Genomic DNA, 16761 nt, shown 5'->3' on the forward strand with positions numbered 1-16761 from the left:
GACGCAATGTACTTATTTTTTTAATTTGTTGTTTGTTTTTTAACTGAAAAATTGTGATTTTAACACTTCTTTTGAAGCCTGTTTTTTTCAGACTTATTAAGCTGAATTGGATAAAAATGTTTTGGTTTTATAAAAATGCTTTAAATTGCAGAGCCAAATCGAAAACGAAAGTTGTAATTAATAAGCAGTAAATGTTAAAAGACATTATAGAAAATAATCAAAATTATCAACCCGGACTTTCGATAGATTGTGTGATTTTTGGTTTTCATGACAATCAGCTAAAGGTTTTATTAATTAAAATTCCGCATAGCGAAAAATGGTCATTACCAGGTGGTTTTATCCCTATTGATCAGGATATTGATACCGCAGCGGTAACGGTTTTAAATGAAAGAACAGGAGTAGAAGGTATTTTCCTGAGACAATTTGCCACTTTTGGAAAGATAAAACGCAACGATCAGCATTTTAGCAAAGAAGTTTTAGAATTTTTAAAAATTGAAGAAGCAAAAGGAAAATGGCTCACACAGCGTTTTGTAACGATTGGGTATTATGCTTTGGTCGATTTTTTAAAAACAATTCCGAAATCTGCCAATAAAGAAGAAGTTATAGAATGGATTGATCATAAAGAAGTGCCTGAACTTATTTTAGATCACAAAGAAATTTTAGATAAAGCATTAGACACTCTCAGAATTGAACTGAATTTAATGCCGGTTGGATATAATTTATTGCCTGAAAAATTTACGATGCCGGAACTGCAAAAATTGTATGAAACGATTTTGGATAAAAAACTCGACAGAAGAAACTTTCTGCGTAAAATAAACAATATTGGCATCTTAAATAAACTCGACGAAAAGAAAAGTAACGTAGCACATAAAGCACCAAATCTTTATACTTTTGATAAAGACAAATACGAAGAAGTCCTTAAAAATGGCTTGAATCAAGGTTGGTAAATTTTGTGTTAGGCTTCAACAGCTACTAAATTAATACGATATGATAAATATTGACACATTTAGAAAATTAGCCTTATCATTCGAAAATGCAATCGAAGAACCACATTTCGAGAAGACTTCGTTTCGTGTCAACAAAAAGATTTTTGCCACTTTTGATGAAATGAATCATCATGCAATTTTGAAATTAAACGAAATAGATCAATCTGTTTTTTGTGCGTCAAGCGAAATGATTTTTTATCCGATACCGAATAAATGGGGCAAACAAGGCTGGACAATTGTTGAGCTTTCTAAAGTAAGACCAGAAATGTTCGAAGATGCGTTGAAACTATCTTATCAGAATGTTGCACCAAAAAAGAAGTAATTTCAATCTTTGAAATTTAAAAATACCACATGAAAGAAAAAGAAATCATATCCAAAACATTGTATGATTTATATAATGATTTAGGGCTTCCGGTAGATTTAATTCATCAGGATTCAGGATTTACGATTCATAATCTGATCGATATTCCGTTTGAGTTACCGTATCAATCGCCTGTTTTTCGTCCTAATTATTTTTCTTTTGTTTTTGTAAAAAGTGGTTCAGGACAATATACCATTGATGGAAATACTTTCGAAATTCTGCCCGGTTCTATCTATTTTACAAACCCGAGTAATTACAGAACTTTCAGATGGAATACGATCGACGAAATCTACCTAATTACTTTTGATGAAACTTTCCTGAAAGAGAATTTACATCACGATATTTTCAATGAATTTTCTTTTTTGCTAACAGAAACCATTCAGCCTAAAAAAATGGAAGTTGAGGCTTTCGCCGAAATGGAACGTCTGTACCTTCAGATCCATAAAGAATACCATGAGAATTCGATTTATAAATATAGAATCATTGGCAACTTATTTATTGTTATTCTTCTAAAAATAAAAGAACATTTCTGGAAAGATTACGACCCAATATACGAAGGAAACAGAAGTTCTCAAATCGTAAAAACCTTCAAACAAAATGTAGAAAACCATTACCGTGATTTAGTACATCATAAAACCGAAAGAATCTTTCGTGTAAACGATTATGCCGAACTCCAAAGTCTGCATCCTAATTATCTTAGTAATGTAATCAAAACCAAAACCGGAAAAACCATCATGACCTGGTTGTCCGAGAAAACTATTGCCGAAGCCAAATCATTACTTCAGAATTCAGAAATGAGTATCAAAGAAATTGCCTTTCTTCTGGGCTTTACAGAGTCGGCTCATTTTAGTAATTACTTCAAAAAAAATACCCAAACTACACCTGCCAATTACAAAAAGGAACACAAAAAAGCCTAATCTTAGAAATTTGCATCTTTTGCTGTAAAACGCGTACTTTTTCAGAAGCACCTCCATCGGATCTTTGTACTATAATTTTAAAACAAAGAAAAAATGGAAACGTTAAACGGAAAAGTAGTATTAGTTACAGGAGCTTCAAGAGGAATTGGAGCTAGAATTGCCAATCAAATTGCAGAGGCTGGAGCCAAAGTAATCGTGAACTATTCAGGTAACAAAGAGGCTGCTGATAAAGTAGTTGAACAAATTATTGCAAAAGGCGGAGATGCAATCGCAGTTCAGGCCGACGTAAGTAAAACTGACGAAGTAAAAAACTTGTTTGATATTGCAATAGCGCATTTTGGTAAAATAGATGTGTTGGTAAACAACGCAGGAATCATGATTACCAAACTCATCAAAGATACTACCGATGAGGATTTCTCCAGACAATTCGACATCAATGTAAAAGGCACTTTCAACACGATGCGCGAAGCTGCAACCCGTCTTGAAAACAACGGCAGTATCATCAATTTCTCGACTTCTGTAAATCGTATTATGTTGCCATCTTATGGAACTTATGTAGCTACCAAAGCTGCTGTAGAACAATTAACCCGAGTATTTTCTAAAGAAGTAGGAAGCAAAGGAATCAATGTAAACTCAGTTTCTCCGGGACCAACTAACACTGAATTATTTACCAACGGAAAACCTCAGGAAGTAATAGATCGTTTGGCTTCACTTTCTGCCTTCAATCGATTAGGAGAACCGGACGATATTGCAAAAATCGTAGTGTTTTTGGCGAGTGATAATGCCAAATGGATCACAGCACAAAACATTGGCGTAAACGGAGGAATGGCGTAAGCAATGGCAGTTTCAATGTCAAAAATCAATTACAATTTCAATGTCAAAAAATCTAAAAATCTAAATTATGAAAAATTTAAAAAATAAAGTAGCCCTTATTACAGGATCAGCAAGAGGATTAGGAAAAGCAATCGCAGAACGTTATGCCGCTTTAGGAGCAGATGTCGTTATTAATTATTCAAGAGACAAGGCTTCCGCCGATGAAGTTTTGAGTAATGTTCTGGCGATGGGCGTAAAAGCAATTGCGATAAAAGCAGATGTAAGCAAAGTAGCCGATTTAGAATATTTATTTAGTGAAGCCAAAAAAACTTTCGGAAAAATAGATATTGTGGTAGCCAATGCCGGAATCGAAATGGTCGAAGTTCCTGTAACTGAATTTACCGAAGAACAATTCGATAAAGTGTTTTCGATCAATACAAAAGGAACGTATTTTACTTTGCAACAAGCCGCAAAACACGTTGAAAATAACGGAAGAATTATCTATATCGCGTCAAGCACAACTTCTTTCCCAGTTCCGGGAATGGCGGTTTATGGCGGAAGTAAAACTACGCCGAGATACCTGGTAGATATCCTTTCTAAAGAAATTGGTCATAAAGGTATTACCGTAAATTCTATTATTCCGTTTGCAGTCGATCATTCCGGGATTTTTGCAGAAGCCAATAGTTATCCCGAATTAAGAAAACAATTACTAGACAGTTGCCCAATGCAGCGTTTGGCAGAAGTGGAAGATGTTGCCAATGTAGCTGAATTTTTTGCCAGCGATTTATCTTCTTTCGTTAACGGACAACATTTATTGGTAAATGGAGGAGCAACAAACTAAAAGACAAGAATCAAAAAGCAGTAAAATATCTCAATATTTTGCTGCTTTTTTTAATTTTAAAAATATGATATTAAAAATAATACATTCAGGATTATTGCTGTTTGTCGTTTTTATGGGAATAAAACAAGGGTATTCCATGATAAGTGGTTCGCCCCAAATAGTAAAAATGCTGGAAGATTTAAATTTCAATAATACTGAAATTCTGTTGTTCGGAATAGTTACTTTAATTAGTGCTATTTTGATAATTCATCCGAAAAGTTTTTTTATGGGCAATTTAATAATGGGAGCAACTATTGTACTTTTAATTTTCCTCCAAATTCAAAACCAAAATATAAAAGGAGCAGTTATCGAAATACCATTTTTATTAATGAATATTGTTTTGGTGTATTGGAAATATCCTTTTCTAAATTTCTTTTGAATTAACAAACCCGACAGGTTTCAAAAACCTGTCGGGTTTACAAATGTGTATTTATTCCACAATAGTTCTAAAAGTCAAATTTACCCGGGGTTTTTGTGTTGTTTTGGTGGGGGGTAAACGATGTAACCAATGCGTTTGTGTCGTGTCTTTCATCACCAATAAACTACCGTGTTCTAAGATTAATGAAACGGTTTCTTTTGTTTCTTTGTGTTTGAAAGCAAACTTTCTTTCAGCACCAAAACTTACAGAACCAATGGCGCCGTTTTTCTTTAAATCTTTTTCGGCATCACTGTGCCACGCCATTCCTTCATCGCCGGAATGATATAAGTTGAGTAAACAAGAATTGAATGTTTCGCCTGTTTCTTGTTCAATAATCGCTTTTAATTCCAGAAGTTCCTTTGTCCAAGGAAGGGCTTTTTTTGTGGTATTCGAATACGTATATTCAAAACCAGAATCTCCGTACCAGGCCACTTTTCGTTTGGTAAGAATCAATTTCCCGAAGATAATAGCTTCATCATTTTTCCATTCGATGGTATTCAAAAGTATGTCCAGATAATGATTTGCTTTTTCTCTCGAAAAAAGTTTACCATAATAATTTACAGTTCCGTCTTTAGGAAGTAAATTATCGTCAGTTTCGGGATTAAATAAGTCCATTTTTCCAGTTTTGATATTCGGTTTTCATGCAATGTCCGCAAGGTCTGAAACCATTTTGTCTGGCTTCATTTTCAGATAAAAAGAAAACCCGATTTTCACGTTTCATTCTTTTTCCTGACGAACATTTTAAAGTCCCGTAGATTTTTAGTTTTCGGTTTCCACCGAAGCAAATTTCTGCATTTTTAATTTTATTTCGGAGATCTAAATCTGAAATTTTGTTGTGTTGTAGCATAATGGTGTGTGTTTGGTTTTTCCGCCACGAATTCACGAATTAAATCAATTCTATTCGTATAGATTTTAAAAATAATTCGTGAATTCGTGGCAAAAGAACATGATGTCAGACGCACTGCTGTTAGCCTCTAAGGATATACGGTGTTTTGAAACCTCTGAGACTCTGAACCTTTGCGCCTTTGAACCTTAACTCAACGCATCATGAAAAATAATCCCTAACGTATGTCGTTCGCCTGAATGAATCTCACTCACGCCATGTTTCATATTTACACGATAATATCCCTTTGTGCCTTTTACGGGTCTGAAATTGGTTGTAAAAACTAAAATATCACCTTTTTTGGGTTTCAGGACAATAGCTTTCGATTGTGCTCGTGGAGTTTGTTGCGTCAAAACAAATTCGCCACCGGTAAAATCTTCATCAGGTTCGTTGAGGAAAAGTACAATTTGAATGGGGAAATAAACATCGCCATACAAATCCTGATGTAACGTATTAAATCCGCTTTTGCCGTATTTTAAAATCAAAACCGTTGCTTTGAGCTGATTATTGGCGTGACATTGTTCTAATAGTTTTTCATGTGCTTCAGGAAAAACGGTATTTATATTTAAGACTTTCATCCAGGCATTTGCAATTGGTGCTAATTTAGGATAAATACTAGTTCGAATACTTTGGATTAAATCCGGCAATGGATAATTGAAGTATTTATATTCGCCTAAACCAAATCGGTAACGTTCCATAACAACCGTTTTTCGATATAAAGTCGGGTTATCATAATCGAATTTTAAATCTTCGCATTGTTCGTTATTGAGCACGTTTGGAATAATTGCAAACCCATTTTCGTGCATAGATTCGGTGATGCTTTCCCAATTAAGAGAAGCAATTTTTGATTGTATATTTTGCATAATAATTTTAGATAAGATTAAATGCCAAAGAATTTTTTGCGTATTTTTTTATTGTAGAGACGCACAGCAGTGCGTCTAACGTGACGTATTGCCACGAAGATTTTTGTCGACAATCTTTGTGTAGACGCACTGTTGTGCGTCTCTACGATATACTTTGTGTTGAAAATATTATATCAATCGTAACAATTGATAATATTTTTAGATTGTTGGATTTATCTGCGCGCCTTCCCAACCAATAATAGCCGTTTTACGGGTGTTTCCCCACATGTAACCGCCAAAGGTTCCTGAAGACTGAATAACACGATGACACGGAATTAAAAAGGCAACTGGATTGCTGCCAATCGCAGTTCCGACAGCTCTTGATGCATTTGGTTTCTCAATTTGCTGTGCAATCGAACCGTAAGTAGAAAGTTGTCCCATTGGGATTTTTAGTAATGCTTCCCAAACTTTCAATTGAAAATCAGTTCCTTTTAAGTGCAGTTTGATTTCAGATAATTTACTCCAGTCGTTTTGGAAAATAAATAAAGCATTTTGTTGTGCTAGATCCAATTTTCGGGAGAATGATGCATTTGGGAATTTGGCTTTTAAATTCTGATATCCGGTTTCTTCATCTTCGGCGAAAGCCATAAAACAAACTCCTTTATTGGTCGACGCAACGATAATATTCCCAAACGGACTTTCGGCAAAACTGAAATTAATTTCGAGATTTTTACCACCATTTTTATATTCGGCGGGAGTCATTCCCTCGATATTTACAAACAGATCATGAAGTCGGCTTGTTCCGGATAATCCGGTATCAAAAGCGGCGTCAGATAAAGTGGCTTTGTTTTCTTTGAGGATTTTTTTGGCGTGTTCGACACTAATATATTGCAAAAACTTTTTAGGGCTTGTTCCTGCCCATTCGGTAAACAAGCGCTGAAAGTGAAACGGACTTAAATGCACTTTCTCGGCAACCTCATCTAAGTTGGGTTGTTCCTTAAAGTTAACTTTGATATAATCGATCGCATCGGCTATTCGATTATAATTGATGTTTTCCTGTGTGTTCATTTTCGTTCAATTTTATAATGCAAATATCGATTGGTTTTTGCGGGCATAAAATCCGAAACTTGCTGTCTTTTTTTTTAACCGCAAAGTACGCTAAGGTTTACGCAAAGCTCGCGATAGTTTTGCTCGCAAAGACGCGAAGGCGCAAAGTTTTTTTTCAATATTGTCACTCTGAGCGAAGTCGAAGGGCACAAAGTATGTTCATAAATATTGACTTAAATTTTAAAATAGAACTTTGCGACTCTGCGTCTTTGCGAGAGATTATTACAATAAATGCTTTTCCATTTTGTAATTAATCAATTCAATACCTAATCTTATGTTTTTTTGCTCAGCTTTTACAATGTATCCTTTCTTTTCAAAGAATGGTTTTGCGGTTATGCTAATATCTGATGTTATGATTTTTGAATTGTGATTTTTCACCTCAAGTTCAAGTGCAGTTAAAAGTTTATTGGCAATTCCTTGTCGTTGAAAATCTTTATGTATGTAGAAGAAATCAATATAATTTCCATCTTTTAAAGTTCCGAAACCAGCGATTTGATCTTTAATGATGGCTAATAAAACAAATTGTGTTTCGATAACTTCTGTCCACCGCTCGGTATTGTTTACACCGGAACTCCAGGCTTCTCTTTGCGCAACATTATAATCGTCTTTGCATACAGATTGTATGGTTTCGATATACAATTGCTGCATTTCTTTCAAATCTGAAATTTTGGCTTTTTTGAAAAACATCAATGATTTGATTTTTAAGGTAATAATGTTTGTGATAGGATCAAATGATACTATCATTTGTTGATTTGAAAAGTTTTAATGCGCCGTAGTTTTAGAAAAAACATTAATTACAATAACGCCAATTATAATTAAAGTCAATCCAATTATAGCGGGTAAATCAGGTATTTCTTTGAAGAATATTGCGCCAATAGTAGTAATTAATACAATACCAACTCCGGACCAAATGGCATAAGCAAATCCGACAGGAATGGTTCTGATAGCAAAACTTAAAAAGTAAAACGCAGCAAAATAGCCTATAAGTGTAATAATACTTGGGATAAGCTGAGTAAATTGTTCCGACTTTTTTAATGCGGTTGTTGCGATGATTTCGAAAATAATAGCAATGAATAAAAATAAAAAGTTCTTCATGATTGACGTTTTTTACAAAGTTACTTTTTTCATGAGATTTATTTACCTCAGATGAATTTCTAATTCTTTGTTTTTTGCCTCATCAAAACAGTCGGCGCATAACATTTTAAAATCGGCATTGGTTTTAAAAACATCAGTCCATTCTTCGCCGTTATCCAATAGCCATTGTTCGCATGCTCCGCACCAGGCAATTTGCGGGAGATCTTCTTCGGCTTCTGAATAATAAAAGCCTACTTTTTCTTTTTCGTCTAATGCCATTGCAATATGTATGCAGGCAAAAGACATGTCTTTAGAACCGTGTTGGTCGCATAAAACTTTCTCGATCATATTTTTATTGTTCTGAAATTGTAAAAGAGGTTATTATTTTTTCTTGTCTTGTTTTTCTTTTTCTTTTTTAGCTTTTTCCTCTTCTTTTAATCTTTTTTCCTCTTCTTTGGCCTTTTTCTCTTCTTCGTGTTTTTTCTCTAATTCTTCTTTTTTGATTTTATCGGCCTGTATCTGGTTTTGTAAATCCTGAATTTTATTGGAACTTTTTTCGATTTCGGTTTTTGATTCGCTTATTTTTTCTTCAGACTTGGCAACTTCTTTTTTAGATTTTTCGATAGTTTTTAAAGTGGTTGCATTAGTATCAGCATTGGTTTCTAGAGTTTTTAGTTCCTCGTTTTTTGTTTTTAAATCAGCTTCTCTTTGTTTTGATTTTTCCTGAAGTTTTGTGCGTTTTTTTTCTTCTTTGGCTAATTTCGATTCTTTGGTTTCGATGTTGTTCATCATGGTTGCCAGAGCGCGTTGTTGCTGTTGCTGCTGCAAAAACATCTGATTTTGTTGTCTTAACATTGCATTCGAGGCTTGCATTTGCCTTTGCATGCTAGATTGGGCGTTGGTAAAAAAAGGCAACAGTAATAATAGGGTTAAAGTAAGGCGTGTTCTCATAGGTAGGTTTTGGATATTGGGGATTTGAATTTCAAATGTAAAACTTAAACTTAAGAATATACTGAATATCTGATTAAAATTGATGTTCTTAATTTATGTGAGCGTGAGGGATAGGAGCAGGCTACCGAAGTAGCGTGGATAGCCCGACAGCGTCCCGGTAAGAGGGCGTATAAGCGCAAAGTAAGTTGCCCTCTTGACGGGATGGTGGCACGCCCAACTTATTTTTAGATTTCTGAGTTTAGATTTTAGATTGAAAGGGGAGCTTATTTATGGATTGAACGATAATCCTACGCTAAAAAATAACCTTACTTTATCGATATTATTGATCCATGAAGTATCGAAATGTATAGGGCCCAAAATGGATTGATAGGAAATTGCGGCGCCTCCGGATATTACTAGGCTAGGGTCGAAACCATCATCCCATTTTCCTTTTGGACTAAAGGCTTTGTTAATGTATTTGTCGAAAGATTCAAAACCAACGGTTGCGATATTAAAATGGGGAGTTAGGTAGATTTTGCCCATAAGGTTGATCTGAGAAGCTAATTTTAAGCCCATATATTGCGAAACATTGAGCTCGTCTTCGTGCAGGCCGGGAAATGAAAAACGATTGCTGCCGGAGCTTGGTATGATGCCGCCTAAGAAATATTTTGAGGCATAACCAAAATCTGAATAAGGGATTTGATCGTCTTTGTATTTATCTTCAAAAATAAAATAAGAATCGAACCCAACGATTCCTGTAATTTTCTTTCTTAAAAGTGCTCTTTTTTGATAACTGAAACCAAATTTTGTATAACCATTGGTTGCACCAGATATGCTTGAATGCTCAGGATCGTTAAAAGAGGTGTAGACATCTGTTAGCAATGATCGGGTGATATTGGCTTTCATAATTGTTCCGTTTTCAGCAAAGAAAACTTTATCCATATCATTGTAAGCATAGTGCGCATTTATTTCTATAGTATTTAAATTATAATTAGAAATGTTGGGAGAGTTGGGATTGTATTCTCTGTCGTATTTTGGTTTTAGATTAGAATATTGATAGTGTAAGCCATAACCAAAATAGCTTTTAAGGGAGTTTATATTTCTGTTGATCTCATTAGTAAATTCGACAGAATTATACAGTACGTTATCTGAAGCTTTACCATTAAAGAAGATTTCTTGTCTTAATAAGGCTCCATAAAGTTCAGATGACCACCACCAATCTCGGTTTCCTCCAAAATTTTTCTGATAATTGATTCTTGCTTTGGGTTGTTCGGCGATATCGATCGTTACCAGAAGACGGGATGCTCTGGCGAGAACATTTCTGGCGGTGTAATTAAAAATGATTCCAACGCCTCGATAAGTGTCATAATGCACCGATGTATTCAGTTGGTTTTTGGCACGTTCATGACCAAAGATGGTAACGCCTAGTTTATTGTCGTCTTTGACGAAATAGTTGTACGTAATCTCGTCAAAAAGATTGGTACCCATTGCTCTGTTAATACCTGCTATTAAATCTTGTGTGGTGTATTTTACATGTGTTTTAAGATTTATTCTTCCTAATACCAGCGCAAGGTTCTCCGGACTGATTTTTTTGTATACAATCGTATCCAGAATAATTTCTGAAGGCATGTGTGGTAATTCGTGAACTCGTTGCTGATATCCTTTTAATTTTTCGGATAATGCTACTAAAGCCGGAAGATTCTCGTTGGTTGCAATTTTACCATCTTTATAGATTTCGGCACTATCTGAAAAATCTGCCGTCGAAAAACGAAGGTTGGGCATGTGATCTACTAAGATATCGCAGAGTTTTCTATTCGCAGGATTTTTAATGTTACTAGGGAACATACTGGTTTGTGTCAGTATGGTTAAAACATTATTCAGTTTGTCTATGGGCTCTAATCCGCCACCCACATCACTACCAATAATAATGTCAGCGCCCATTTCTTTGGCAACATCTGTAGGGAAATTATTCAAAACCCCTCCATCAACCAAAACTGTTTTTTCGTATGACATAGGTTTGAAAATAGCCGGAAGCGACATACTGGCTCTCATTGCATAAGCTAAGCTTCCTTTGCTTAAAATAACCTCTTTTCCTTCAGACAAATCAGTTGCCATGGCTCTAAACGGAATAGGAAGGCTGTCAAAATCTCTAATATTATATACCGGATACGTGAGTTCAGAAAGATATTCTCTTAAATTTTGATCATTTAATAAAGAGCCAATACTGTTGAGTCTTTTGTTTTTAATCCCAATTCCGACTAAATACCGCTGAAATTCTCTTTTTTCTTCTACGCTTACAGATTGCAGCGATTGACCTCCGCCAAGTAGTTTATCCCAATTAATGTTTTTGGTTAGTTTTTCGATGCTGTCACCAGAATATCCCATGGCGTACAAACCGCCTATAATGCTTCCCATACTGTTACCCACAATAAGGTCCGGAACGATATGAAGAGAATCCAGTTTTTGCAAAAGCGGAATGTGTGCAATTCCTTTTGCACCGCCACCACTTAGCACTAAAACAACTTTAGGCTTTTTTTCCTGCGAAAAAATTACGTGCGGAAGACACAACAAAAACAATAAGACGAATAAATAAGATGTTTTTTTCAAGAGTACAGTTTTTATGTAGTTGAGAAATAGTAACTTATTCTGATTCTTAAAATTAAGGAGTTATTCTTTAAAAAGTATGTTTTTTATAGAAATCTTTTTTTATCCGGAAATAAGCCTCTCATTTTTAAAAACAAAACCCGACAAGTTTTAAAAACCTGTCGGGTTTGATATGTAATTAAAGAAATCTAAAATCAGAAATCTTCAATCTAAAATTTACTAGTATCTGTAGTATTCTGGTTTGAAAGGACCTTCAACCGGAACACCAATATAAGCAGCCTGATCGTCACGTAAAGTTTCCAATTCAACTCCTAATTTAGCTAAGTGCAAAGCAGCAACTTTTTCATCTAAATGTTTTGGTAACATGTAAACGTCGTTGTTGTAAGCAGCGCTGTTGTTCCATAATTCGATTTGAGCCAAAGTTTGGTTTGTAAATGAGTTACTCATTACAAAACTTGGGTGACCTGTAGCACAACCAAGGTTTACTAAACGACCTTCAGCAAGAATGATGATATCTTTTCCAGCGATAGTATATTTATCAACTTGTGGTTTGATTTCGATTTTAGATGCACCGTGGTTTTTGTTCAACCAAGCCATATCAATTTCGTTATCAAAGTGACCAATGTTACAAACAACAGTTTTGTCTTTCATTTGCTCGAAGTGCTCTCCAAGAACGATATCTTTATTTCCAGTAGTTGTAATGATGATATCAGCATTAGCAATTACAGTGTTTAATTTTTTAACTTCATAACCGTCCATTGCAGCTTGTAAAGCACAAATCGGGTCAATTTCAGTAACAGTTACAATAGATCCTGCACCTCTAAAAGAAGCAGCAGTTCCTTTTCCAACATCACCGTATCCACAAACGATAACTCTTTTTCCAGCTAACATTAAGTCAGTTGCACGACGTACAGCATCTACAGCAGATTCTTTACAACCGTATTTGTTATCAAATTTAGATTTAGTAACAGAATCGTTAATGTTGATTGCAGGCATTGGTAAAGTTCCCGCTTTTACTCTTTCGTAAAGTCTGTGAACTCCAGTTGTAGTTTCTTCAGATAATCCTTTAATTCCAGGAACCAATTCTGGGAAACGGTCAATAACCATATTAGTTAAATCTCCACCATCATCTAAGATCATGTTCAATGGTTTTCTGTCTTCACCAAAGAATAAAGTTTGCTCAATACACCAGTCAAATGATTGCTCATCTAGACCTTTCCAGGCATAAACCTGAATTCCCGCAGCAGCAATAGCAGCAGCAGCCTGATCCTGAGTAGAGAAAATGTTACAAGAAGACCAAGTAACCTCTGCACCAAGAGCGATTAAAGTTTCGATTAAAACTGCAGTCTGGATCGTCATGTGTAAACATCCAGCGATACGAGCACCTTTTAAAGGTTGTTCGTCTTTATATTCAGCGCGAAGTGCCATTAAACCTGGCATTTCAGCTTCAGCCAATTCAATTTCTTTTCTTCCCCAAGCCGCTAGAGAGATGTCTTTTACTTTGAAAGCCACAAAAGGCGTAGTTGTAGTACTCATTTATAGTATATTTGTATATTGTAAAATTTTTGCAAATTTACGGAATAGGTTTTTAATTTTGACTACTTTCTATAAGATTTGTGAAATGTTTAATTTCTTAATCTTTTGAACTTTAGCTAAATAATTTACTTGTTGTAAGATGATTTTGAAAATAAGGAGCTATTTCCTGCTGTCCGCTATATCTTTTCCTTGCTAAAGGAGCAAGAAAAAGGATGCCGCTCCCATCAGGGCTAGAAACACGAGACATTAAATAAGAAGTTTCGTTTTCAAATCAGGAAAATAATTCATAACTTAAAACTCATAATTCATAATTAAAAAGCAATGCCTTTATTCGAAACCATACAATTCAACGAAACTACCAAAATCTTAATTTGGCACATAACAGAATCTTTTGAAGAGTTGTCTGGCAAAGTAGTTTTAAAAGAAAAAACGCAGCAAAGACTTAACGGAATGAAGTCGCAAATGCACCAGCGTGCTTTTTTGAGCGTTCGTATGTTAATACAGGAAATGGGTTTTACAGATCATGAAATGCATTATGACGAGTTTGGAAAACCTTACTTTAATTGTCACAATCATATTTCGATTACACATTCGCACGATTTTGCCGCCATTATCATTAGCGACGAAACCGTAGGAATCGATATGGAATTGCAACGCGAAAAGATTCTAAGAATCGCCGATAAATTTGTTGATACCGAAACCAGTTATTTAAACACTCAAAATACTCCTGATTACATCAAGGAACTAACCGTAATTTGGGGAGCAAAAGAAGCCATCTTTAAAATCAGAAACGAAAAAGGAATCAGTTTTAAAGATCATATCAGAGTAAATGCTTTTTCATTAGATAAAAATCTAACCGAGGCTAGTTTGCATTTTAATGATCTTGTAGTAGATTTTGATGTGCATTATAAAGAAATAAAATCAAATACTTCAGGGCAGGATTTTACTTTGGTTTATGCTTTTGAGAAGTGATTTTTAGTCACAGTTTTCAGTGGCAGTTTTCAGTGAATAGCGACAATTTTGTCATTTCGATTTCTATAATAAAAATCAAAATTGAGAAATAATTCCGGAGGAACGAAATATATTTGTAGGGATGGATTTTAATCCATCCTGCGAAATGTAACCACGATTTTGTCATTGCGAGGAACGAAGCAATCTCATCTGCTAAATCAATCATAATGAGGTTGCTTCGTTCCTCGCAATGACAGCAGAATAATTAAATCTCACTTTCTTTTTGTCTGTGCTTAAACATACTCATGTATAAAAAAGTACTCATTTTACGCGCACGTCTTTTTAATGTTTCTACGTTTTCGCCTTCAAAATGTTCGTCTAAAGTCTGAAACCAATAGTTAAGCCAGATGCCAAATTCATTCGACGTGATTTTTTCATTAAAATGCTCGTCTACTTCATTATGCGCTACATGCGGATCGCCTTTGTATTTTTTTACGGCAAACAAATTGGTTTCCCAAAAATCCGTTAGTTTTTCAAGGTGAAGGTCCCAATCGGTTATTATTTCATTAAAATAAAAGCCGATTTCTTTATCGGCTCTTATTTTATCATAGAACTGATGTACTAAAAAAGAAACATCAGCTCTATTTTCTATTTGTTTTCTCATACTATAAAGTTGTTCAGGATGATCAGTAAAATACTTAGTATAACGCTGGTAAGAATAAAGTTAAAAACTACTTTGTGTTTCATCTGCGCCAGGATAGATGTATTGGCCAATATACAAGCCAAAACAATCACACCCAATTGCAGCATTTGACCAATAGAGGTTCCGTGAGATAGAATATACATAGCTGCAGCTGCACCTAAACAGCTTTGACCAATGACAGCCATTGTTGCAGAACCAATATAATTTTTATTGAAATTTTCGAATGTTGTTTGATAAAGTGTCATAATATTTGTTTTTAGAGTAACAAAGGTACAGGCACTTTAGAGCTTGTATTTATGATTAAAATCATAAAACAAGAACTTTTTTATCGGTATACTTTTCTGTTTATAATTTTTAGAACGCCCTTTTTTTCTAATGCTTTTATGGTCCTAATTACGGTTTCTACCCTTAAACCGGTTAGATCGCCTATTTGCTGTCTGGTAAAATTGATGAGGTATCCGTTTTCTTCTTTCTTAAAATTAAAATAAGCAATTCCGTGATCGATTAGTTTTAGAATACGATGTTCCGGTTCCTGCGTAGACATTTCTGCCGCCATAACCGATTTGTAATACAATCGCTGCGCTAAATTCTCGATTATTTTAATGCTAACGGTTGCATTTTCTTGCAGTAACTTCATAAAGTTGTGTTTGGGTAGTAAAAGAATTTCGGCATCTTCTACGGCAATTGCATTAGCAGGATAATTTTGGTTCAGGAATAAAGGAGGTTCGCCAAAAGATTGTTCTTTATAAAAAATACCCTGAATAAATTCGCGGCCGTCATCATTATAATTGCTCATTTTTACTTCGCCGGAAATGATCTGATAATAATGCGTAGGAAGATTGCCTTCTTCAAAAATAATGTCATTTTTATCGAAAGTTTTTTTCAACGCACCATATTTTTCCAGCAGATCAATTGCAATCATAATTTTGTTTTAGGTATAACACAAATATAATTCATTCAAAATAGTTCTTCTACATTAAAAAACTTTTACTTTTACGCCCGTTATGAGACAAAAAATACCCAATATACGCCAGCAAATTCTGGAAGCTAAAAGTAACGGACAAAAATTGCTGGCCATACTTTTGGATCCTGATAAAATTGTTTGGGAAAATTTAGATCATTTATTGCTTAAAATAAATCAATCTCCTGCAACACATATTTTTGTGGGAGGAAGTATCGTAGAATCGACAATTTTAGAAGATTTAATTGCAGCATTAAAACAAAAAACAAAGTTGCCTGTGGTGATATTTCCGGGCAATCCGTCGCAGATTTCACCTCAGGCCGATGCTATTTTATTTTTGTCTCTGTTATCAGGCCGAAATCCGGATTATCTGATAGAATATCAGGTTCAGGCAGCGCCAATTCTTAAAAAGACAAATCTTGAAGTGATTTCTACAGGATATATTTTGATCGAAAGCGGTAATGAAACTGCCGTAGCACGTGTAAGCAAAACAAAACCATTAAACAGAGAAAATTTTGATTTGGTTTTGGCCACTGCACAAGCGGGAGAAATGCTGGGCAACCAGTTAATCTATTTAGAAGCCGGAAGCGGAGCAAAACAACCCGTTCCGCTGGAAATGATACAGTTAATAGCTCAAAATGTTGATATTCCTATTATTGTTGGAGGAGGAATTGTAGATTTGCACGGAATTCAAAATGCGTACAAAGCCGGTGCAGATTTAGTAGTTATTGGAACTGCTTTTGAAAACGACAGTCACTTTTTTGAATCATAAATTAAGAACAACCAAAAACAACC

21 protein-coding genes are annotated in these 16761 nt (G+C 34.9%); 8 read left to right on the forward strand and 13 right to left on the reverse strand.

Annotation, left to right across the window (positions count from 1 at the left end; all coding sequences use genetic code 11):
• Positions 1-191 precede the first annotated feature (191 nt).
• The 6 genes from L0669_RS08115 (at position 192) to L0669_RS08140 (ending at position 4336) form a co-directional block, all read left to right on the forward strand.
• Positions 192-947, forward strand: coding sequence for an NUDIX hydrolase (locus L0669_RS08115; RefSeq protein ID WP_263762645.1), 756 nt, complete (start codon positions 192-194; stop codon positions 945-947).
• A gap of 40 nt (positions 948-987) precedes the next feature.
• Positions 988-1308, forward strand: a complete 321-nt coding sequence (locus L0669_RS08120; RefSeq protein ID WP_263762647.1) for an MmcQ/YjbR family DNA-binding protein — start codon at positions 988-990, stop codon at positions 1306-1308.
• A gap of 29 nt (positions 1309-1337) precedes the next feature.
• On the forward strand, positions 1338-2264 hold the full coding sequence (locus L0669_RS08125; RefSeq protein WP_263762649.1) for an AraC family transcriptional regulator: 927 nt from the start codon (positions 1338-1340) through the stop codon (positions 2262-2264).
• A 93-nt stretch (positions 2265-2357) separates the two neighbouring features.
• Positions 2358-3098 (forward strand): SDR family oxidoreductase, encoded by a 741-nt coding sequence (locus tag L0669_RS08130; protein WP_263762651.1) that lies wholly within the window; start codon positions 2358-2360, stop codon positions 3096-3098.
• 67 nt (positions 3099-3165) lie between these two features.
• Positions 3166-3918, forward strand: a complete 753-nt coding sequence (locus L0669_RS08135; protein WP_263762654.1) for an SDR family oxidoreductase — start codon at positions 3166-3168, stop codon at positions 3916-3918.
• A 64-nt stretch (positions 3919-3982) separates the two neighbouring features.
• Complete coding sequence (locus L0669_RS08140; protein WP_263762656.1) at positions 3983-4336, forward strand: hypothetical protein; 354 nt, start codon at positions 3983-3985, stop codon at positions 4334-4336.
• A 51-nt stretch (positions 4337-4387) separates the two neighbouring features.
• Here L0669_RS08140 and L0669_RS08145 read toward each other — a convergent pair whose 3' ends face one another.
• From L0669_RS08145 to ahcY, 10 genes are all read right to left on the reverse strand, one after another.
• Positions 4388-4990 (reverse strand): alpha-ketoglutarate-dependent dioxygenase AlkB family protein, encoded by a 603-nt coding sequence (locus L0669_RS08145; protein WP_263762658.1) that lies wholly within the window; start codon positions 4988-4990, stop codon positions 4388-4390.
• Positions 4977-5222, reverse strand: a complete 246-nt coding sequence (locus L0669_RS08150; protein WP_263762660.1) for an Ada metal-binding domain-containing protein — start codon at positions 5220-5222, stop codon at positions 4977-4979. The genes L0669_RS08145 and L0669_RS08150 overlap by 14 nt, the downstream gene beginning before the upstream one ends.
• A 185-nt stretch (positions 5223-5407) precedes the next feature.
• Positions 5408-6121: a 2OG-Fe(II) oxygenase gene (locus tag L0669_RS08155; RefSeq protein ID WP_263762662.1), complete on the reverse strand. Its 714-nt coding sequence runs from the start codon at positions 6119-6121 to the stop codon at positions 5408-5410.
• 198 nt (positions 6122-6319) lie between these two features.
• Positions 6320-7168: a bifunctional helix-turn-helix domain-containing protein/methylated-DNA--[protein]-cysteine S-methyltransferase gene (locus tag L0669_RS08160; RefSeq protein WP_263762664.1), complete on the reverse strand. Its 849-nt coding sequence runs from the start codon at positions 7166-7168 to the stop codon at positions 6320-6322.
• A gap of 261 nt (positions 7169-7429) precedes the next feature.
• Complete coding sequence (locus L0669_RS08165; RefSeq protein ID WP_263762666.1) at positions 7430-7951, reverse strand: GNAT family N-acetyltransferase; 522 nt, start codon at positions 7949-7951, stop codon at positions 7430-7432.
• 18 nt (positions 7952-7969) lie between these two features.
• Complete coding sequence (locus L0669_RS08170) at positions 7970-8302, reverse strand: DMT family transporter (RefSeq protein ID WP_263762668.1); 333 nt, start codon at positions 8300-8302, stop codon at positions 7970-7972.
• A 42-nt stretch (positions 8303-8344) separates the two neighbouring features.
• The gene (locus L0669_RS08175) at positions 8345-8629 is read right to left on the reverse strand and encodes a hypothetical protein (protein WP_263762670.1); all 285 of its coding nucleotides are present in this window, start codon (positions 8627-8629) and stop codon (positions 8345-8347) included.
• A 33-nt stretch (positions 8630-8662) separates the two neighbouring features.
• Positions 8663-9232 (reverse strand): hypothetical protein, encoded by a 570-nt coding sequence (locus L0669_RS08180; RefSeq protein WP_263762673.1) that lies wholly within the window; start codon positions 9230-9232, stop codon positions 8663-8665.
• Positions 9233-9499: 267 nt separating this feature from the next.
• Entirely contained in the window at positions 9500-11818 is a 2319-nt protein-coding gene (locus tag L0669_RS08185; RefSeq protein ID WP_263762675.1) for a patatin-like phospholipase family protein, read from the reverse strand.
• A 216-nt stretch (positions 11819-12034) separates the two neighbouring features.
• Positions 12035-13351, reverse strand: coding sequence for an adenosylhomocysteinase (gene ahcY, locus L0669_RS08190; RefSeq protein ID WP_263762677.1), 1317 nt, complete (start codon positions 13349-13351; stop codon positions 12035-12037).
• Positions 13352-13672: 321 nt separating this feature from the next.
• Here ahcY and L0669_RS08195 point away from each other — a divergent pair, with 321 nt between their 5' ends.
• On the forward strand, positions 13673-14323 hold the full coding sequence (locus tag L0669_RS08195; RefSeq protein WP_263762679.1) for a 4'-phosphopantetheinyl transferase family protein: 651 nt from the start codon (positions 13673-13675) through the stop codon (positions 14321-14323).
• A gap of 244 nt (positions 14324-14567) precedes the next feature.
• Here L0669_RS08195 and L0669_RS08200 read toward each other — a convergent pair whose 3' ends face one another.
• The 3 genes from L0669_RS08200 to L0669_RS08210 form a co-directional block, all read right to left on the reverse strand.
• Positions 14568-14966, reverse strand: coding sequence for a group III truncated hemoglobin (locus L0669_RS08200; RefSeq protein ID WP_263762681.1), 399 nt, complete (start codon positions 14964-14966; stop codon positions 14568-14570).
• Positions 14963-15250 carry a hypothetical protein gene (locus L0669_RS08205; protein WP_173969220.1) on the reverse strand — a complete coding sequence of 96 codons (288 nt, stop codon included), beginning with the start codon at positions 15248-15250 and terminating at the stop codon, positions 14963-14965. The genes L0669_RS08200 and L0669_RS08205 overlap by 4 nt, the downstream gene beginning before the upstream one ends.
• 80 nt (positions 15251-15330) lie before the next feature.
• Entirely contained in the window at positions 15331-15927 is a 597-nt protein-coding gene (locus L0669_RS08210) for a Crp/Fnr family transcriptional regulator (RefSeq protein WP_263762684.1), read from the reverse strand.
• A gap of 82 nt (positions 15928-16009) precedes the next feature.
• Between L0669_RS08210 and L0669_RS08215 the strand changes: the two genes are divergently transcribed.
• Entirely contained in the window at positions 16010-16738 is a 729-nt protein-coding gene (locus tag L0669_RS08215; RefSeq protein ID WP_263762686.1) for a phosphoglycerol geranylgeranyltransferase, read from the forward strand.
• Positions 16739-16761: the final 23 nt, after the last annotated feature.

The sequence above is a fragment of the Flavobacterium bizetiae genome, assembly GCF_024271895.1.
Taxonomy (GTDB): domain Bacteria; phylum Bacteroidota; class Bacteroidia; order Flavobacteriales; family Flavobacteriaceae; genus Flavobacterium; species Flavobacterium bizetiae.